Raw genomic sequence first — 18,750 nt, forward strand, 5'->3', positions numbered from 1 at the left:
TGCCACGGCAGGAACAAGTGCAGAACAGCCTTCCCCGACTCGGGGGGCTCTGCTAAATCTGGCGGCATGAGCCAATATGTACCCAGGATCACGGGGGCCGAGGGCCGCCCGCTTATCCGGCAGCTGGATGAGGCTGCCATCAATCGCATCGCCGCCGGTGAGGTGGTTGAACGCCCGGCCTCGGCGGTCAAAGAGCTGGTCGAGAATGCCATTGATGCCGGGGCCTCGCGGATCCGGGTTGACTATCAGGATGGCGGCAAGACCCTGATCCGCGTCACAGACGACGGCTGCGGCATGAGCCCGGAAGAGCTGCCGCTGGCGCTGGCCCGCCATGCCACATCAAAGATCGATGGTTCCGATCTGCTCAATATCCGCTCCTTCGGCTTCCGGGGCGAGGCCCTGCCCTCGCTCGGCGCGGTGGGGCGGCTGAGCATCACCTCGCGCGCGCCGGGGCATGAGGCGGCGCAGATCAGCTGTTCAGGCGGCCAGATTGAGGCGCCGCGACCCGCCGCGCTGACAAAGGGCACGGTGGTTGAGCTGCGCGATCTGTTCCATGCCACCCCGGCGCGGCTGAAATTCATGCGCACCGACCGGGCCGAGGCCCAGGCCATTCATGAGGTGATCCGGCGCCTCGCCATGGCCGAGCCGCAGATCGGTTTCACTTTGACCGAGGTCAGCGAGGACAGCAGCCGGAATCTGTTGCGGCTGGATCCGGAAAACGGTGATTTCTTCGATGCTTTGCACGGCAGGCTGACCAGGCTGCTGGGCGCGGAATTTACCGGCAATGCGATGCAGATCGACGCCGCCCGCGACGGGCTGGGCCTGATCGGCTATGCGGCGCTGCCGACCTATTCGCGCGGCTCCTCGACCCAGCAATATCTGTTCGTGAATGGCCGCCCGGTCCAGGACCGGCTGCTGCTTGGCGCTTTACGCGCTGCCTATTTCGACGTTCTGTCGCGCGACCGCCATCCGGCGGCGGTGCTGAACCTGCAGGTCGATCCCGAGCGGGTCGATGTGAACGTGCATCCGGCCAAATCCGAAGTGCGCTTCCGCGAGCCCGATGCGGCGCGGTCGCTGATCATCACCGCGCTGCGCTCGGCGCTGTCCGGGGCAGGCCACCGCGCCTCGACCACGGTCGGGGCCGAGACCCTGCGCGCCTTCCGCCCCGGTTTCGATCTGCCGCACCGCCCCTCGCAGGCCAGCCTGGCCGAAGCCATGGCCCTACAGGCCCCCGCCGCATCTGAGGCCCAAACCTCTTTCCAGACCCCGGCCCCTTTCCATGCCCCGACCTCCCCCCCGGCCCCGGGCTTTGCCGAGGCCCCGGCAGCGCGCTTTGCCATGCCGGGTGAGCCTGCGCCTTTCGCCCCCGCCCCCACTGCGCCGGAAACGCCCGCTGCCCTGGCTGATTTCCCGCTCGGCGCTGCGCGCGCGCAGCTGCATGAAAACTGGATCGTCGCCCAGACGAAGGATGGCCTCGTCATTGTCGATCAGCATGCCGCGCATGAGCGGCTGGTCTATGAGCGGCTGAAGACGCAGATGGCCGGGCGCGGCATCGCCCGCCAGGCCTTGCTGATCCCCGAAATCGTCAGCCTTTCGCCCTCGGATGCCAGCCTGGTGCTTTCAGCCGCCGATAGCCTCGCCGAGGCCGGGCTGGTGATTGAGGCCTTTGGCGGCGGCGCGGTCGCCATTACCGAGACCCCGGCCATCCTCGGCACCGTGGATGGCGCGGGCCTGTTGCGCGATATTCTCGATGAGCTGGCCGATCAGGGTGCCAGCGCCCTGACCAGGGCGCGGATCGATGCGGTTCTGTCGCGCATGGCCTGTCATGGCTCGGTGCGCTCGGGGCGGCAGATGCGGCCCGAGGAAATGAATGCGCTGCTGCGCGAAATGGAGGTCACGCCGAATTCGGGCCAGTGCAACCATGGCCGCCCGACCTGGGTCGAGCTGAAACTGCACGATATTGAACGGCTGTTCGGGCGCAGATGATCAGCCTCTTCGGTCAGAGCTATGCCTGGACTGCGCCCGAGGTGCTGCTGAGCGGCACTGTGCTTTTCGCACTGCTGCTGATGCTGATACTGACATTGCGCGCCGCCAGAAGCTCGGCCCGGGCCAGCCAGCCGCTGCTTCGCGAACTCAGCTGGATGAGCCACCGGGTGCAGAGCCTGTCCGAGGGCCAGGAAAGGCTGGCAGGCGGGCTGAGCCATGTCTCTGAGCTGCAGGCCGCCTCTCAGGCCGCGATGCTGCAGCTGATGGAAAACCGGCTGGCCGATGTGCAGCGCCAGATGCATGAGACGCTGCATGGCTCGGCCAGCCGTACCGCCCGCAGCCTCGGCGCTTTGCATGAGCGGCTGGAAACCATCGACCGCGCCCAGGAAAAGATCGAGAAACTCTCGGGCAATGTGCTGTCATTGCAGGATATTCTTTCCAACAAACAGACCCGCGGTGCCTTTGGTGAGATCCAGCTGCATGACATCGTGCAAAAGGCTTTGCCGCGCGACAGCTATACGATGCAGGCGACGCTCTCAAACGGGCGGCGCGCGGATTGCCTGGTGCATCTGCCAAAACCGCCCGGGCCGATCGCCATCGACGCCAAATTCCCGCTCGAGGCCTATGAGGCTTTGCGCCGCGCCACCACGCCACGCGAAACCCAGGAAGCGGCGCAGCTACTGCGCACAGCACTGCGCGGCCATATCCGCGCCATTGCCGAGCGCTATATCCTTGAGGGCGAAACTGCCGAAGGGGCGCTGATGTTCCTGCCCTCGGAAGCCGTCTATGCCGAATTGCACGCAAACTTCCCCGAAGTGGTGCGCGAGGGCTTTGCCGCCAGGGTCTGGATCGTCTCGCCCACCACCTGCATGGCAACGCTGAACACCATGCGCGCCGTGCTGAAAGACGCCAGAATGCGCGAACAGGCGGGCGCAATCCGCAAAGAGCTGTCGATGCTCTATGCCGATATCGACCGGCTGGGTACGAGGGTCGAAAATCTCGACCGTCATTTCCACCAGGCGGCGAAAGATATCGAAGAGATCCGCATTTCCTCGGATAAGGCCCGCAAACGCGCCGGACGGCTGGATAATTTCGATTTTGAGGAGCTGGCACCAGAGGCTGCAGCGGCGGGCCCGGCCCCTGCGGGCGTGCTGGGCAATCCGGCGCCGCTGTAACTCCCGCGCCGCAGCGAGGGTGCGTCCCTTTGCACCCCTGTTGCAATGTCCCCCTCCATGCTAGCGCAATCACATTATGAGCACGCCCCAGAACACCAGATTCGGTATTTTCCTGATGATCGCCGCCTGTGCGATCTTCTCGGTCCAGGATGCCATCTCGCGCCATCTCGGCGCCGCCGTGAACAGCTATATGGTGACCATGATCCGCTACTGGGTCTTTGCCGCCTTTGTGATCGCCCTCGCTGCCCGCGCGCCCGGCGGTCTGAAAGCCGCGACCCGCAGCCGCCATCCCTGGCTGCAGATCCTGCGCGGGCTGCTGCTGGTCGGCGAAATCTGGGTGATGATCTATGCCTATGTCAAACTCGGCCTGATCGAGACCCATGCGGTCTTCATCGTCTACCCGCTGCTGGTCACCATTCTCTCCGGCCCGGTGCTGGGCGAGAAGGTCGGCTGGCGGCGCTGGCTCGCGGTGCTGACCGGCTTTATCGGCGTGATGGTGATCCTGCAGCCCGGCAGCGGCGTCTTCAGCCTCTGGGCCATGTTCCCCTTCCTCGCGGCCGCGATGTTCGCGCTCTACAGTCTGCTGACACGCTATGTCTCACGCGATGACAGTGCCGAGGTCAGCTTCTTCTGGACCGGCACCGTCGGTGCGCTGGCCATTACCCCCTTCGGGCTGGCCAACTGGCAGAGCATGGTGCCGATGGATATGGCGCTGATGGCCGCGCTTTGCGGCACCTCGATCCTCAGCCACTGGATGCTGATCCGCGCCTATGATCTGGCCGAAGCCTCGGAAATTCAGCCCTTCGCCTATTTCCAGCTGCCGATGGTGGCGATCCTCGGGCTGGTGCTGTTTGGCGAGGCCTTGCGGATCAATGTGCTGATCGGTGCAGTGATCGTGGTCGGGGCGGGTCTGTTCACCCTCTGGCGGCAGCGGATCCGCGCACAGCAGGCAAAGCTATCCTGATCGCGCCCGGTGACACCGGCCAGCAGCCATTGGCCATTGCCGCCACAGGCGCGCTTCAGTAAACCCGGGGCCATGGTGCCTGCGCCCCTGCCCTGCCCGCCTCAGGGCCGGAGAGCGCTCGGATTTGCTGAGGAGACCCGGAATGCCTGCGCCCAAACCCGTTGTTCTGTGCATTCTGGACGGCTGGGGCATCGGCCCGGATCCGGCAACCTCGGCCCCGGCCCAGGCACAGATCCCGACCTATCGGCGGCTGATGCGTGACTGCCCCAATGCCACGCTGGTGACCTTTGGCCCGGATGCGGGCCTGCCCTCGGGCCAGATGGGCAATTCCGAGGTCGGCCATACCAATATCGGCGCCGGCCGGGTGGTGGCGATGGATCTGGGCCAGATCGACCTCGCGGTCGAGACCGGCTCTTTTGGCACCAATGCCGCGCTGCGCAGTTTCATTTCGGCAGTCGAAACCGCCGGCGGCACGGCACATCTGGCCGGGCTCTGCTCGCCCGGCGGCGTCCATGCCCATCAGGCCCATATGATTGAGGCGGCGAAGGTGATTGCCGCCGAGGGCATCCCGGTGGTGATCCATGCCATTACCGATGGCCGCGATGTTGCCCCCGCTTCGGCGGCCAGCCAGATTGCCGGGATGCAGGCCGCCCTGCCCGCTTCGGTGAAGATCGTCACTGTGACCGGGCGCTATTTCGCTATGGACCGTGACAACCGCTGGGAAAGGGTCGAGCAGGCCTACCGCGTCATGGTCGGAGCCGAAGGCCAGGCCGAGCCCGCCGCCAGCGCCGCCGAAGCTATTGCCCGGGCCTATGCCAGGGGCGAGACGGATGAGTTTATCCCCGCCACGGTGATCGGCGATTATCAGGGTATGAAACCGGGTGACGGGCTGTTCTTCCTGAACTTCCGCGCCGACCGCGCCCGCGAGATCCTCGCCGCCATCGGCGATGAGGCTTTCGCGGGCTTTGCCCGCGGCCCGCGGCCGCAGCTTTCGGCCCGGCTGGGCATGGTCGATTATTCCGAGGCGCATAATGCCTGGATGACCACGATGTTCCCCAAACAGGATATCGCCAATACGCTGGGCGAATGGGTGTCGAAACAGGGCAAAACCCAGTTCCGCCTCGCCGAGACCGAGAAATATCCGCATGTGACCTTCTTCCTGAACGGTGGCCGCGAGGCCCCCTTCCCGGGAGAGGATCGCTATATGCCGAAATCGCCCAAAGTCGCGACCTATGATCTGCAGCCGGAAATGTCTGCCCCGGAAGTGACTGAACATTTTGTGCGTGCCATTGAGGCGGGCTATGATCTGATCGTGGTCAATTACGCCAATCCGGATATGGTCGGCCATACCGGCAAGCTTGAGGCAGCAATGAAAGCCTGTGAGGCAGTGGATCAGGGCCTGAGTGCAGCAATTGCGGCACTGGAGCAGGCCGGGGGCGCGATGGTGATCTGCGCCGATCACGGCAATTGCGATGTGATGACCGATCCTGAGACCGGCCAGCCCCATACTGCCCATACGCTGAACCCGGTGCCGGTGATCCTGGTCGGCGGGCCGGAAGGGGCAGGGCTCGAAAACGGGCGCCTCGCCGATCTTGCACCAACGCTGCTCGATCTGATGGGGATCACACCGCCCGAAGAGATGACCGGCAAAAGCCTGATCCGCCGCGCCGGCGGCTCTGCTGCATGAGGCTGATCCGCGCGGCTTTGCTCTGCGCGGTCCTGCTGCCCTGCGGGGCAGGCAGGCCAGCTCTGGCGCAGGAGCCGGAGCCCGCCGGTGCGGGCCTGACCGTGGCCGAACAGGCGGCACAGGCCTCAGAGCAGCTGCGCGCTGCAGTAGCGGCTCTGGATCAGGCCAGCAGCGGGCGCGCCCAGGTCGCGGCCCTGACCGAAACCGTACGCGCCTATGAAGAGGGGCTCGCCGCCCTGCGAGAGGCTTTGCGCCAGGCCGAGCTGCGCGAAATGGCTTTGCGGCTGCAGTTCAATGCCCGGCGCGATCAGGTCGGGCAGCTGGTGTCGATCCTTGCGAAAATGGAGCAGAGCCAGGGCCCGCTTCTGCTGCTGCACCCGACCGGGCCGGTGGGCACGGCGCGCTCAGGCATGATCCTCGCCGATGTCGCCCCGGCGGTTCAGGCCGAGGCCAATGCGCTGAAAGCCCAGCTCCAGGAGATGGCGGATCTGCGCGCGCTGCAGGAAAGCGCGGGCGAGAATCTCACGCTCGGCCTTGCAACCGCACAAACCGCCCGGACCGCGCTTTCAAAAGCCATCTCGGACCGCACCGAACTGCCAAAGCGCTTTACTGAGGATCCGGCCACGCTGGCGGCGCTGCTTGCAAGCGCCGATACGCTGGACAGTTTTGCCGCCGGACTGATCGAACATTCCGCCGATACGACGGCGCCGCAGCCCTTCGGCTCGACCATGGGCAATCTGCCGCTGCCGGTGATCGGCACCCTGCTGCGCGCCCCGGATGAGGCCGATGCCGCCGGGGTCCGCCGCCCGGGCATGACACTTTCCACCCGGCCGCGCGCGCTGGTTTCAGCGCCCTGGCCCGGTACCATCCGCTACCTCGGCCCGCTGCTCGACTACGGAAATGTGATCATCCTCGAGCCCGGAGATGGCTATCTGATGGTGTTTGGCGGGCTTGGCACGGTTTATGGCGAAGTCGGAGAAGTGGTTGCAGCCGGGGCCGCGCTCGGCCTGATGGGGGGAGAAGAGGAGCAGAATACCTCTTCGGCTTCCGGCAGGGCTGGCGCATCGGCGACGGAATCGCTTTATTTGGAACTGAGACTGGGCGCATCCCCGGTAGACCCGACTCTGTGGTTTGCCGAAACCGCCGCGACAGGAGAGTAAGGGGCTAATGAAAAAGCTGATGTTTGCCGCCGCTGGCGGTGCTTTTGCCGGGGTCGTGCTTACCGCTCAGGTCGGTCCACTGATTGCAGAACAGGCCAGCCGCGACAGCTCGGTCTATGAGCAGCTCGATCTGTTCGGCAATATTTTTGAGCGCATTCGCGGCCAGTATGTCGAGCCGGTCGACACCACCAAACTGGTGGAGGCCGCGATCAATGGCATGCTGACCTCGCTCGATCCGCATTCCTCCTATCTTTCGGCCAATGATTTTGAGGATATGCGCGAGCAGACCAAGGGCGAATTCGGCGGCCTTGGCATTGAGGTCACCCAGGAAGAGGGCTTTGTCAAAGTCATCTCGCCGATGGATGACACGCCCGCAGATAAAGCCGGCATCCTGGCCGGCGATTACATCACCCATGTGAATGGCGAGGCAATCCTTGGCCTGACGCTGAACCAGGCGGTCGAGATGATGCGAGGGCCTATCGGCTCGGAGATCATCATCACCGTGGTGCGCGAAGGCACGGACCAGCCTTTCGATGTGTCGATCATCCGCGATACGATCAAGGTTGAGGCGGTCAAGAGCCGTATCGTCGGCAAGGCGATTGTGCTGCGTATCACGACTTTCAATGATCAGACCACGGCCGGGATCAAAGCCCAGCTGGCCAAAGCGCTGGAAGAAGTTGGCGGTATCGGGAAGCTCGAAGGCGTGGTCATTGATATGCGCAACAACCCGGGCGGGCTGCTGAATGAGGCGATCACCGTCTCGGACGCCTTCCTTGAGACCGGCGAGATCGTCTCAACCCGGGGCCGCAACCCCGAGGATGGCGAGCGCCACAATGCCACCCCGGGCGATCTGGCCGAAGGCAAACCGATTGTGGTGCTGATCAACGGCGGCTCGGCCTCGGCCTCGGAAATCGTTGCGGGCGCCCTGCAGGATCACCGCCGCGCCGTGATCGTCGGTACCAAGAGCTTTGGCAAAGGCTCGGTCCAGTCGCTGATCCCGCTGAAAGGCGATGGCGCGATGCGCCTGACCACCGCGCGCTATTACACGCCCTCGGGCCGCTCGATCCAGGCCCTCGGCATTTCGCCCGATATCGTGGTCAAACAACCGCAAAAACCCAATCTCGCCACCGAGACCCCGGAAGACACGAAATCGGCGGTGAAGCCGCGGACCGAGGCCGATCTGCGCGGCGCGATCACCAATGATTCGATGACCGAGGACGAGAAGACGCTTTACCTCGAAGAGCAGGCGGCGGCGGAAGAAACCGCAAAGCTGCGCGACGAGGATTATCAGCTGGCCTATGCGGTTGATATTCTGAAAGGGCTGAACACGCTCAGCCCGGAAGCGCGCTGAGGTCTGAACAGATGAGCGATACCGGCAAAGCGGCAGAAGATCTGCCCTACCGCCCCTGCGTCGGCATTATGCTGATCAATGGCGAGGGGAAGATCTTCGCCGGACAGCGGCTCGACAATCCCGCCCCGGCCTGGCAGATGCCCCAGGGCGGGATTGATCCGGGGGAAAAGCCGAAAGAGGCCGCGCTGCGCGAGCTTTGGGAAGAGACCGGCCTGACCCCCGATCTGGTTGAGACACTGGACAGGACCGAGGACTGGGTCACCTATGATCTGCCGCCTGAACTCCTGGGCAAAGTCTGGGGCGGCAAATACCGCGGGCAGAAGCAGAAATGGTTCCTGTTCCGCTTCCTCGGCCGGGATGATCAGGTGCAGATTGCCACCGGGCATCCCGAATTCTCGCAATGGTGCTGGATCGGCGCGGATGCACTGCTGGAGGGGATCGTGCCCTTCAAACGCCAGGTCTATGCAGAAGTCATCGCGGCCTTCCGCCCCCATCTGTCCTGAACCACCGCGAGGGGGCGCTGCCCCCTCACCCCCGGGATATTTTCAGACAGATGAAAGGCCAGCTGCAGGTTTCAGCTGACCCCGCGCTTCCCGCCAGAGGCTTCACGGTCTGCCGCGTATTCAGGCCCGCCGCGTAATCCGGTGCCCCGCAAAATAGCCTCTGTGAGAGCAGCCCGGACAGCCTCTCCGCCATTCAGGGCAGGCGCAGTCCAGAACCAGGCCTCGCCTCGGTAATCTGTCTCGTAAACTCTCATGGCACGGCTGTTGCGGATGCAGTCACAGCCCCCCCGGGAGAGCTGATTCTGACGCCAGGCTGCCCTCAGCCGGTCCAGGACAGACGCTCTGTCAGAGTTCAGGATAGGCCCCCGGCCATGGCCGCAATTAAGCCGGGCAGGCCAGCAGCGCCATCATCGTTGCCACAATGGAAACCGCGAAAAGCGGGGCAAAAGCCGGACCTGCTGTCGCCGGGGGGATTATTTACGCCGACGAGCGGTAACGCGGACCGGCTCCGGACGACGCAGCATTGCGACGGCAGCACCCGCCAGGAAAAGGGTCATTGCGCCAAGCATCACAGCTGCAGACATAGAAGCACCTCATTCCAGCCGGCGAAACATGCCGGACAAGACCAGCTTTTCTCCGGATCGCGGCAGATGCAAGAGGCTCTTTGCAGATCAGCCATCCCCCGCCTTCTTGTATGCATCACAATTCAGCATTTGACCTCTCAGAAGCTGCGGCGCAGGGTCCGGCCAATTGCAAAAGGCCCCATATTCCATGTCCAGCCCCCAGAGCACGCCGTCAGCGGCCCCGCTATTCACCCCGGTTCTGATCGCGGCTTCGCTGATTCTGATGATCGGTTTTGCCGTGCGCGCCTCATTCGGGGTGTTTCAGATCCCGGTTGCAGAAGAGTTTCTCTGGGCCCGAAGCGAGTTTTCGCTGGCGATTGCGATCCAGAATCTGGCCTGGGGGATTGGCCAGCCCCTGTTCGGAGCGGTGGCGGAAAAATTCGGCGACCGCAAAGCGATTGTTGCCGGAGCGCTGCTCTATGCGCTTGGCCTCGTGCTCACCGCGCTTTCAACCCAGCCCTGGCAGCATCAGACCGTGGCCATCATCGTCGGCTTTGGCATTGCCGGCACCGGCTTTGGGGTGATTCTGGCAATCGTCGGCCGCGCCGCCGCGCCCGAGAACCGCTCGATGGCGCTTGGCATCGGCACGGCAGCAGGCTCGGCAGGCCAGGTGTTTGGCGCCCCGACCGCAGAATTCCTGCTGCAATATTACTCATGGCAATGGGTTTTCGTGATCTTTGCCTGTGTGGTGCTGCTGTCGCTTTTCGCCTTGCCCTTCATCCGCTCAGAGAAAGTCGCCAGCCGCTCGGAGCTGGAGGAGAGCCTCGGCGAGGTGCTGAAGCGCGCCTTCAAAGATCCTTCCTATACGCTGATCTTCCTTGGCTTCTTTTCCTGCGGCTATCAGCTTGGCTTCATCACCGCGCATTTCCCCGCTTTCGTCACCGAACTCTGCGGCCCGATTGATCCCAACAGCCTGCTGGCGGGTATCGGCATTACCACCACCTCGGCGCTTGGCGCGGTGTCGATTGCGGTGATCGGGCTGTTCAATATCCTCGGCACCATTCTCGCCGGCTGGCTGGGCAAGAGCTATACGCGGAAATATCTGCTGGCGATCATCTACAGCCTGCGCACCGTGACCGCCGCCTGGTTCATCATGATGCCGATCACCCCGGCGACGGTGCTGATCTTCTCGGCGGTGATGGGCGCGCTCTGGCTGGCGACAGTGCCGCTGACCTCGGGGCTGGTCGCCCATATCTGGGGGCTGCGCTACATGGGCACGCTTTACGGGTTTGTCTTCCTCTCGCATCAGATCGGCGGCTTCCTCGGCGTCTGGCTCGGCGGCAAGCTCTATGATCTGAACGGCAATTACACCCTGGTCTGGTGGATCGGCGTGGGGGTCGGCGCCTTCTCGGCCCTCGTCCATCTTGGCGTGCGCGAGAGCCGCAGCCCCGTGGCCCGCCCGGCCTGAGATCGGCTCAATGCCCGGGGGCGCGGCACTGGCCCGCGCCCCCGGCGTTCCGATCACTGTGCCGGGCTGATCGTGACCATTTCGATATCGCGATCAGGGCTGTAATCCTCTGCCTCAAAAAGATATTTCCCCGGCCCGATTTGTTTCAGCCCGTCGATACAGCTGGCGAGCAGATTTCCGGCATCGCCTTTATCCACCGTCAGGCGGAAATGGCCGATCGGACCGGCCCAGCTATTGGCAGTGCGCAGCACATAGCTGGTATAGACCGCCGATCCGACCGCGCCATATTCATCGCCCTCCGGCGAGGCCAGGGCCTGGCTGATCGCCTTCGACTGCGCCGGGTTGATGCAGTAGCGGGCGGCGAGCAGATCCTGATACTCATCCCCGGCCTCATGCCAGACGAAAATGCCGCCCGGCGGATGATTGGCATAGTCATGGCGGATGGTCATCCGGCGGCCGGCCGGGAAGGTCTGGCTCCAGTGATAGCGGATCAGGATAGACCAGGCCGGCCAGACCTCGCTTTCCCCTGCGAGGCCCGAGTCAAAGAATTCCGCCAGCCCCTCGGCTGATAATGTCGCCCGGTCCCGGGCCGAAAGTGCCATCAGCGCCGCCTTCACCGCCACAGGATCGGTGCTGAGCGGAATACCCAGCTCTGTCAGCCGCGCCGTCACATCCTCGCCCGGGCTTTCATAGAAGCTGGCCGGAGAGGGCTCTTCCTCCCATTGCGGCTCCAGCACGGCGATCCGGTCGATGGCAACCGCCACCTTCTGGCCATCCACCAGCGCGGTGAAACCGACAAGGTTCTCGGGCCAGGGATCTTCGGGCAGGTTAAACATCCCCTCCCAGACACCGGCGAGGCTGATCGGGGGCAGCGGGAAGATCACCTCTCCCGAGACATCCGCATCGCTCTGGTTCTCGAAGACATATTCCACGCTGATGCGCTCGGGGCCGATCTGCAGATCCTCGCTCAGCATCGCCACTTTATCGGTCTGGCCGAACTGCAGCCCGGTGGCGCTGAGCCCGCCGAAACCGTCATTGGCCAGAGCCGGTGCACTGAGCGCGAGCAGGGCCAGGGCAGCCCCGGCCAGAGCCGGCCCGGCAGGATAGGGATGGTCAGTTCTGCGCTTCACAATGCACCCCCGATCGCAAGACTGCCCTCACCCTGAGATTGGCTGAGGCGGGATGGCAAGCTGAAAATGACCGCATGGCTCGCCTCTTGCGGCCACCGTCCGGCCCTGTCAGGATCGCGGAGGCGCGCCCCTGGCAGGCGACCTTTCCTTCAAAGCTGCGCAGAAGACCTGCAGGACGTTAAAATGCATGCAGGATTCATCTGCCTGATCACCGCCTATCTGTTTTCACAATTCTACCGCAGCTTCCTCGCCGTTCTGACACCTTTGCTTGAGATCGGGCTGCTGGCCACGAAACAGGATCTGGCCTCGGCCTCGGGCTGGTGGTTCCTGGCCTTTGGCGCGATGCAGCTGCCGGTCGGCGTGGCGCTGGACCGGATCGGCCCCCGCCGCACCACCGCGGTGCTGCTGGCACTCGCCGCCGCCGGAGCCCTGGTCTTTGCCGCCGCCCAGACGCCTTTACAGCTGAAAATCGCCATGGCCCTGATCGGCGCAGGCTGCGCGCCGGTGCTGGTGGCCACCTATTTCATCCTCGCCCGCGAATTCGCCGCGGCGCAGTTCGGGGTGCTGGCCAGCCTGACCATCGGCCTCGGATCGCTCGGCGATATCGGGGCCTCGCTGCCCTTCTCGCTGCTGGTCAGCCTGGCTGGCTGGCGCGCGAGCCTGATCGGCATGGCGGCCCTGACGCTGATGATGGCGCTGGTGGTCTATCTGGTGGTGCGGGATCCGCCCAGGGTGCAGAGCGGCAGGCATGGCTCGCTGCTCTCGGTGCTGGCCATCGCACCGCTCTGGCCGATCCTGGCGCTGATGCTGATCTGCTATGCGCCCCCGGCGGCGCTGCGCGGCCTCTGGCTTGGCCCCTATTTTCACGACATCCATGGCCTTTCCCAGACCGGGATCGGCGCGGTCGGCCTGGGCATGGGGCTGGCGCTGGTGCTGGGCAGCCTGATCATCGGCCCTTTGTCGCGCCGCCTTGGCAGCCTGAAGCGCACCGCCTTTTTCGCCAATAGCGCAATGATGTGCTGCCTCACCGCGCTCTGGGCCCTGCCCGGGCAGAGCTGGTGGGCGGCAGCGGCGCTTTTTGCCGGTGTCGGCCTGTTCGGTACCAGTTTCCCCATCATCACCGCCCATGCCCGCGGCTTCATCCCGGCGCATCTGATCGGGCGCGGCATCACATTCGTGAATTTTGTCGGCATTGCCGCGGTCGGCCTTTCGCAGGAAGTCACCGGCCGGCTGTTTGAGGCGGGTCAGCGCGCCGGACAGCCCGCCGTGACCGGCTTTTCGCATGTCTTCGGCTTTTTTGCCCTGATCAGCCTTGCCGGTCTGGCGATCTATCTGTTCTCACGCGAGGGCCCTGAGCCGGGCTGAGGACGATTCCCACGCTTTACCGCTTCCCCCTGCGCAACCTTTCAGCTAAGGGCCATCTGCCCCGGATAACCCGGGGTGAGCTTACCCTGCGCAATCAGCAGGGATGGGTACAGGAGATCCCCGATGGGCTATAAGGTCGTCGTCGTGGGTGCCACGGGCAACGTGGGCCGCGAAATGCTGAACATCCTCGCTGAACGCGAGTTCCCGATTGACGAGATTGCCGTGCTGGCATCGCGTAAATCGCTGGGCACTGAAGTCAGCTTTGGCGACAAGACTCTGAAGACTAAGGATCTCGACACTTTCGATTTCACTGGCTGGGACATGGCTTTGTTCGCAGTCGGCTCGGAGGCGACGAAAACCTATGCCCCGAAAGCGGCGGCAGCGGGCTGCGTCGTGATCGATAACTCGTCGCTCTACCGCTATGACCCCCAGGTGCCGCTGATCGTTCCGGAAGTGAATGCCGATGCGATCATGGGCTATAGCCAGAAGAACATCATCGCCAATCCGAACTGCTCGACCGCACAGATGGTTGTGGCGCTGAAGCCGCTGCATGACCGGGCGAAAATCAAGCGTGTTGTCGTCTCGACCTATCAGTCGGTTTCGGGCGCGGGCAAAGAGGGTATGGACGAGCTCTGGGAGCAGACCAAAGCGGTCTATAACCCGGTGAAAAACGTGCCGCCGAGCAAATTCTCGAAGCAGATCGCCTTCAACGTGATCCCGCATATCGATGTCTTCCTCGACGATGGTTACACCAAAGAAGAATGGAAGATGGTCGCCGAGACCAAGAAGATCATCGATCCCGCGATCAAGGTCACCGCGACCTGCGTGCGTGTGCCGGTCTTCGTCGGCCATTCGGAATCGATCAATATCGAATTCGAAGAGCCGCTGGACTGGCAGGAAGCCCAGGACATTCTGCGCGAAGCCCCGGGCATCATGCTGATCGATAAGCGCGAGCCGGGCGGCTATACCACCCCGATCGAAGCCGTGGGCGAATATGCCACCTATATCAGCCGCGTGCGTCAGGACCCGACGGTTGAGAATGGCATCGCTCTGTGGTGCGTTTCGGACAATCTGCGCAAAGGCGCGGCGCTGAACGCAGTGCAGATCGCCGAGACCCTTGGCAATCGCGTGCTGAAAAAGGGGTGATCCCTTTCAGCGATGACAGAGCAAAGGCGCGACGGTTTCCCGTCGCGCCTTTTTCATATCCGCAGGCCCGGCCCCTCAACCTCCCGCCCTCTCAGCCTCTCAGCCTATCAGCCGCCGAGGCTGCGGTTGTGATGCTCCATCAGAAACTGCCGCTCGCCTTTCGTGGAGAGCAGGACCGCAAGCATCAGCCCCGAGGCGCAGCCGACCAGGGTATCAAGCATCCGCTCCGGCGCGATTGCCGCCCCCGCCGTGCCCTGCAGCGCAAGATAGGTCATCAGCAGAGCCATCGGTGTAACAAGGATCTGGCCAAGGCCATAATTCGCACCAATCAGCAATTCATTCAGGATCATACAGAGGATCAGCAGCGCGATGACAATATAGGGCGAGGGGTCCAGCACCAGCACCCCCCAGGCCAGGCTGGCGCCAATCACATTCCCCCCGACACGCTGCAGCATCCGCGCCAGGCTCTGATGCAGCTGCGCGCTTTGCATCACCGCAACCGCCCCCATGGCCGCCCAGGCCGGATGGCTCAGCCCGAGAGCATAGCCAAGCAGGGCAGTCAGGCCGGCACAAAATCCCAGACGCAGCGCCAGCCAGGCCTGAAGGCGCAGCGGCGGCGGCTCTGGCAGCAGCACGGTATAGATACGCAGCCCCTCGGTTGCGAGACACAGAAGCCAGGCAAAGGCCCCTACCGCCGCCACGGCGGCGATGCGTTCGAACACCAGGCTCAGCTCAGCCACCGGACCAAGCGAGGCCGCCCCGGCAAAGAGGAAGATCAGCGCGCCTGGCGGGCCAAAGCTCAGCGCACTGGCCACCAAAGCGATCAGCGCCGTCAGCGGTGCCATCAGGGCCAGCTGCCAGCCCAGCGTCGCCCCGGCCCAGCCCGCGAGCGAGACAAAGAACACCATGGCGACCTGACACAGGAGGCACCAGAGCAGCACCCCGGCGCGCTTGCCTCGCGGCGCAAAGCGGCCAAACAGGGCGATCAATGCGCCAAGCGCAGCATAGCCCAGCAGATCGGGGCGCGATGAGTTCAGCATCAGCGGCAGCACAATGGCCGAGGTTATGGCAACCTGCAGCCCCGACAGGAAAGAATTGCGATGGAAGAAGGGGCCGCTCAGGCTGAGGCTCTCGCGCAGACGCTGCGGATGGCTCAGATGGCGGATCGTATCACGGCGATTGGGGTGGGACATTGCACTTCAGTCAGGCGCGGCCAGAGCCGGTTTCATCAATATTCTTGCGGATAATCCCGAGCACATTCAGCATATTGCTGAGCTGCTCGTCACTGACGCCTGCCAGCAGGCGTTCTTCGATCGTGTAGAGCGAGGCACGGACCTCTGCGAGCCGGGTCTCGCCTTCCGGGGTCAGATCGACCAGCCGGGCGCGGCCATCCTGTGGGCAGGCCCGGCGCGAGACCAGCCCCTCGCGTTCCAGGATCTCCAGCAGCCGCACGAGGCTGGGCGCTTCGATCCCGGTCAGCCGCGCCAGTTCCTTCTGGGTGATGCCGCCCCCCGAAGCGGCCAGATGCAGCATCGGCACCCAGGTCGCCCCGCTCAGGCCCTGATCGCTCAGATTGCGGTCAATCTCATGACGCCAGGCACGGGCGAGAAGGGCGAAAGAAATGCCAAAGCGTTGCCGCGCCGAAGCGGCATCGGGGGGGAATGTCATGCCGGATCCTGAATTAGTTTGATTAGCTAATCAAATATTGCGGCACTGCAGCATTGGCAAGAGCACAGCGCTCACATCGCCGTGCACCTGATTTTTTCTGCTGTGAAACCGCCGCAGGCTGCGGCCTTTTGCGGTCCCATCTGTCTCTGACGCAGCGCGGTGGCATTTCCCTGGGAGGGGTTTTCCTGGCTTGTCCGGGCCGCCGCTCTGCCTCAGTCTGCCCTGGCAAACCGAAGACCGGAGCCCCTGTCATGCGTATCCTGCTTGCCGCCCTGCTCGCCACCACCGCCCTGCCGGCCTGGGCCGATACCATCAGCGCCACCAGCCGTATTACCGATGTCACCGTCTATCCCGATGGGGCGAAAATCACCCGCGAGGTCCGTTTCACCGCTCCCGCTGCCGGCAGCCATGAGCTGCTGGTGACCGATCTGCCGGCCCGGACCGAGGCCGGGATGATGCAGCTCGCGGGCGGCGAAGGCATGGCTTACGGCGCTTTCAGCCTGCGGGCGGACCGCTTGCCTCCCCGGGGCGAGGCGCTGAGCCCGGAGCAGCAGGCGGCAAAGTCAGAACTCGCGGCTGCCAGAGCCGATACGGCCGCCGCCCTTGCCGCCGTTGAAAAGACCGATGCGCGGATCCGGGCCGCCGAGGCGCAGATCACCTTTCTGACCTCGTTCAGCGGCGGACTGCCGGAAAATGCCGGGCCAGAGCAGATCCGCGACCTGGCCGGAATGATCGGCAGCGAGACCCTGCGCGCCGCCGAAGAGGTGGCCAGCGCCAGACAGGCCAGGCTGCCTGCGGTCGAGGCGCTGGAAGAGGCACAGCGGGCCGAGGCCGAGGCCGAAGCAGCCTTTGACAGCCTGCCTGGCCTCGATCGTGACTATACCGCGCTGGTGGTCGCCCTGGAGGCGGCAGCGGCGGGCGACAGCACCATGACCATCACCCATTATATTTCCGAAGCACAATGGCAGCCCTTCTATGATATTTCGCTCAGCCGCGGCGCGGCGGGCAAGGTGACAATCGATCGCTCGGTTCTGGTTACGCAAAACAGCGGCGAGGACTGGACCGGGGTTAATCTGACACTTTCCTCTTCGCGCCCCTCCTCGCAATCTGCCCCCTCCACCCTCTGGCCGATGGCGCGCCGGATCGAGAAAGAAACCCCGCCAGAGGCCCTGCTCAAACGCGAGCGGCTGGGCGCTGAAGCCGCGGCAGATATGGTCGCCATGGCACCGGCGCCGATCATGGCTCTGGCCGGGATGGAGGGGGAAACCGTGGTCTACAGCTACCCGCGCGCGGTGAATATCGCGGATGGCGTCGAGGATCTGCGCCTCGCGCTGGGGCAGATTGAAACCGCGGCCGAAGTGATCGCCGTGGCGGTGCCGTCGCGCGATAAAACCGCCTTCGCTCAGGCCAGCTTCACCAATACCAGCGCCGAACCTTTGCTGCCCGGCGCGGCGCTGCTCTATCGTGAGGGGGTTCTGGTCGGCTCGGCCCGGCTGGAGATGACCGCAGCCGGGGCCGAAACAGAGCTGGCCTTTGGCGCGCTGGAAAGCCTGCGGCTGACACGCGATATGCCTTTGCGCGACCAGGGGCAGAAGGGGGTGTTCTCGACCTCAAACCAGCTGAGCGAGACCGCCATTCTGAAAATCGAAAACCTCGGCAGCGAGGCCTGGCCTGTGCGGCTGCTCGACCAGGTGCCCTATTCCGAACAGCAGGATCTGAAGATCACCCATAGCGCCAGCCCGGCCGCCAGCGAGGTCGATCTCAAGGGCCAGCGCGGGCTGATGGCCTGGGAGTTCACCCTTGATGCCGGGGCCAGCCAGGAGATCAGCCTCAGCTATGAGCTGAGCTGGCCCGAGGGCATGGTGCTGCGTTAAGCCTCCATCCGTCCCGCCGACATATGCCGCTTGCCCGCGAAACCGGGCTGGCGGCGCACCGCAAAGCCCGCCCCGGCCAGGGCACGCCGCACATGGCCTGCCGCCGTATAGGTGGCAAATGAGCCGCCCGGCGCGGTGTGAAGCCCGACCTCTGCCATCAGATCCTCGCCCCACATTTCGGGGTTTTTGGCCGGAGAGAAGCCGTCGAGGAACCAGGCATCCGCCTTGCCAGCCCAGGCGGGCAGCGTTTCGCGCACATCACCATGTAAGATCTCAACCGCGATATTTCCCAGGCTGAACCGGGTCTCGCCCGCCGCAATCGCCGCGATCAGCGGGGCCGAGACCGCATCCGCCTCGGGGAAATGCTGCAGCGCCCGGGCCATATCCTGCGGCGCCATCGGGAAGGCCTCAAAGGTGGTAAAGCGGATTTCCGGCCCGCCGCGTGCCGCCAGCAACAGCGTCAGCAGGTTCAGCCCGGTGCCAAAGCCCAGCTCGGCAATCTGAAACCCCGGGCGCAGCCGCGCCGGCAGATCATTGCCGGCGATAAAGACATGCCGGGTCTCTTCCAGCCCGCCTTTCAGGCTGAAATAGGGGTCGTCAAAGCGGGTTGCGACAGGTATCGCATCCTCAAGCCAGGACAATTGCGCCGCTTCGGGCAGGGTTTTATCGGCCATGGGGCGGCTCCTTTTCGGGCTCAGAACTGAGGGAAA

At 64.2% G+C, this 18,750-nt stretch carries 15 protein-coding genes; 11 read left to right on the plus strand and 4 right to left on the minus strand.

Annotated features, from left to right (window positions below):
• Positions 1-66 precede the first annotated feature (66 nt).
• The 8 genes from mutL (at position 67) to H0485_RS01105 (ending at position 10,857) form a co-directional block, all read left to right on the plus strand.
• Entirely contained in the window at positions 67-1,986 is a 1,920-nt protein-coding gene (gene mutL / locus H0485_RS01070; RefSeq protein WP_226933471.1) for a DNA mismatch repair endonuclease MutL, read from the plus strand.
• Positions 1,983-3,161, plus strand: a complete 1,179-nt coding sequence (locus H0485_RS01075) for a DNA recombination protein RmuC (RefSeq protein WP_226933472.1) — start codon at positions 1,983-1,985, stop codon at positions 3,159-3,161. Before mutL ends, H0485_RS01075 begins: the two co-directional genes overlap by 4 nt.
• Positions 3,162-3,237: 76 nt before the next feature.
• Entirely contained in the window at positions 3,238-4,125 is an 888-nt protein-coding gene (locus H0485_RS01080) for a DMT family transporter (protein ID WP_226933473.1), read from the plus strand.
• 142 nt (positions 4,126-4,267) lie between these two features.
• Positions 4,268-5,812 (plus strand): 2,3-bisphosphoglycerate-independent phosphoglycerate mutase, encoded by a 1,545-nt coding sequence (gpmI, locus tag H0485_RS01085; protein ID WP_226933474.1) that lies wholly within the window; start codon positions 4,268-4,270, stop codon positions 5,810-5,812.
• 2 nt (positions 5,813-5,814) lie between these two features.
• On the plus strand, positions 5,815-6,972 hold the full coding sequence (locus H0485_RS01090; RefSeq protein ID WP_435531463.1) for a murein hydrolase activator EnvC family protein: 1,158 nt from the start codon (positions 5,815-5,817) through the stop codon (positions 6,970-6,972).
• 7 nt (positions 6,973-6,979) lie between these two features.
• On the plus strand, positions 6,980-8,323 hold the full coding sequence (locus tag H0485_RS01095; RefSeq protein WP_226933476.1) for a S41 family peptidase: 1,344 nt from the start codon (positions 6,980-6,982) through the stop codon (positions 8,321-8,323).
• 11 nt (positions 8,324-8,334) lie between these two features.
• Positions 8,335-8,826: an RNA pyrophosphohydrolase gene (locus tag H0485_RS01100; RefSeq protein ID WP_226933477.1), complete on the plus strand. Its 492-nt coding sequence runs from the start codon at positions 8,335-8,337 to the stop codon at positions 8,824-8,826.
• 771 nt (positions 8,827-9,597) lie between these two features.
• A complete protein-coding gene (locus H0485_RS01105; protein WP_226933478.1) occupies positions 9,598-10,857 on the plus strand; it encodes an MFS transporter in 1,260 nt (419 codons plus the stop codon).
• 53 nt (positions 10,858-10,910) lie between these two features.
• Here H0485_RS01105 and H0485_RS01110 read toward each other — a convergent pair whose 3' ends face one another.
• A complete protein-coding gene (locus H0485_RS01110) occupies positions 10,911-11,987 on the minus strand; it encodes a DUF4424 family protein (protein ID WP_226933479.1) in 1,077 nt (358 codons plus the stop codon).
• A 183-nt stretch (positions 11,988-12,170) separates the two neighbouring features.
• Here H0485_RS01110 and H0485_RS01115 point away from each other — a divergent pair, with 183 nt between their 5' ends.
• Entirely contained in the window at positions 12,171-13,352 is a 1,182-nt protein-coding gene (locus H0485_RS01115; RefSeq protein WP_226933480.1) for an MFS transporter, read from the plus strand.
• A 123-nt stretch (positions 13,353-13,475) separates the two neighbouring features.
• The gene (locus H0485_RS01120; RefSeq protein WP_226933481.1) at positions 13,476-14,498 is read left to right on the plus strand and encodes an aspartate-semialdehyde dehydrogenase; all 1,023 of its coding nucleotides are present in this window, start codon (positions 13,476-13,478) and stop codon (positions 14,496-14,498) included.
• 107 nt (positions 14,499-14,605) lie between these two features.
• Here H0485_RS01120 and H0485_RS01125 read toward each other — a convergent pair whose 3' ends face one another.
• Both H0485_RS01125 and H0485_RS01130 read right to left on the minus strand, forming a co-directional pair.
• Complete coding sequence (locus tag H0485_RS01125; RefSeq protein WP_226933482.1) at positions 14,606-15,691, minus strand: FUSC family protein; 1,086 nt, start codon at positions 15,689-15,691, stop codon at positions 14,606-14,608.
• Positions 15,692-15,701: 10 nt separating this feature from the next.
• Positions 15,702-16,166: a MarR family winged helix-turn-helix transcriptional regulator gene (locus H0485_RS01130; protein ID WP_226933483.1), complete on the minus strand. Its 465-nt coding sequence runs from the start codon at positions 16,164-16,166 to the stop codon at positions 15,702-15,704.
• A gap of 251 nt (positions 16,167-16,417) precedes the next feature.
• Between H0485_RS01130 and H0485_RS01135 the strand changes: the two genes are divergently transcribed.
• The gene (locus tag H0485_RS01135; RefSeq protein ID WP_226933484.1) at positions 16,418-18,040 is read left to right on the plus strand and encodes a DUF4139 domain-containing protein; all 1,623 of its coding nucleotides are present in this window, start codon (positions 16,418-16,420) and stop codon (positions 18,038-18,040) included.
• Here H0485_RS01135 and mnmC2 read toward each other — a convergent pair.
• Positions 18,037-18,714: a tRNA (5-methylaminomethyl-2-thiouridine)(34)-methyltransferase MnmC2 gene (gene mnmC2 / locus H0485_RS01140; protein WP_226933485.1), complete on the minus strand. Its 678-nt coding sequence runs from the start codon at positions 18,712-18,714 to the stop codon at positions 18,037-18,039. The genes H0485_RS01135 and mnmC2 overlap by 4 nt on opposite strands.
• Positions 18,715-18,750 lie beyond the last annotated feature (36 nt).

Origin of the sequence: Pseudogemmobacter faecipullorum (assembly GCF_020539525.1) — a bacterium.
GTDB classification, from domain to species: domain Bacteria; phylum Pseudomonadota; class Alphaproteobacteria; order Rhodobacterales; family Rhodobacteraceae; genus Pseudogemmobacter; species Pseudogemmobacter faecipullorum.

What these genes read in the sequence shown, in the direction of transcription:
- mutL (WP_226933471.1), top strand. Translation starts at nt 67, where the DNA reads ATGAGCCAATATGTACCCAGGATCACGGGGGCCGAGGGCCGCCCGCTT.
- H0485_RS01075 (WP_226933472.1), top strand. Translation starts at nt 1,983, where the DNA reads ATGATCAGCCTCTTCGGTCAGAGCTATGCCTGGACTGCGCCCGAGGTG.
- H0485_RS01080 (WP_226933473.1), top strand. Translation starts at nt 3,238, where the DNA reads ATGAGCACGCCCCAGAACACCAGATTCGGTATTTTCCTGATGATCGCC.
- gpmI (WP_226933474.1), top strand. Translation starts at nt 4,268, where the DNA reads ATGCCTGCGCCCAAACCCGTTGTTCTGTGCATTCTGGACGGCTGGGGC.
- H0485_RS01095 (WP_226933476.1), top strand. Translation starts at nt 6,980, where the DNA reads ATGAAAAAGCTGATGTTTGCCGCCGCTGGCGGTGCTTTTGCCGGGGTC.
- H0485_RS01100 (WP_226933477.1), top strand. Translation starts at nt 8,335, where the DNA reads ATGAGCGATACCGGCAAAGCGGCAGAAGATCTGCCCTACCGCCCCTGC.
- H0485_RS01105 (WP_226933478.1), top strand. Translation starts at nt 9,598, where the DNA reads ATGTCCAGCCCCCAGAGCACGCCGTCAGCGGCCCCGCTATTCACCCCG.
- H0485_RS01115 (WP_226933480.1), top strand. Translation starts at nt 12,171, where the DNA reads ATGCATGCAGGATTCATCTGCCTGATCACCGCCTATCTGTTTTCACAA.
- H0485_RS01120 (WP_226933481.1), top strand. Translation starts at nt 13,476, where the DNA reads ATGGGCTATAAGGTCGTCGTCGTGGGTGCCACGGGCAACGTGGGCCGC.
- H0485_RS01125 (WP_226933482.1), bottom strand. Translation starts at nt 15,691, where the DNA reads ATGTCCCACCCCAATCGCCGTGATACGATCCGCCATCTGAGCCATCCG.
- H0485_RS01130 (WP_226933483.1), bottom strand. Translation starts at nt 16,166, where the DNA reads ATGACATTCCCCCCCGATGCCGCTTCGGCGCGGCAACGCTTTGGCATT.
- H0485_RS01135 (WP_226933484.1), top strand. Translation starts at nt 16,418, where the DNA reads ATGCGTATCCTGCTTGCCGCCCTGCTCGCCACCACCGCCCTGCCGGCC.
- mnmC2 (WP_226933485.1), bottom strand. Translation starts at nt 18,714, where the DNA reads ATGGCCGATAAAACCCTGCCCGAAGCGGCGCAATTGTCCTGGCTTGAG.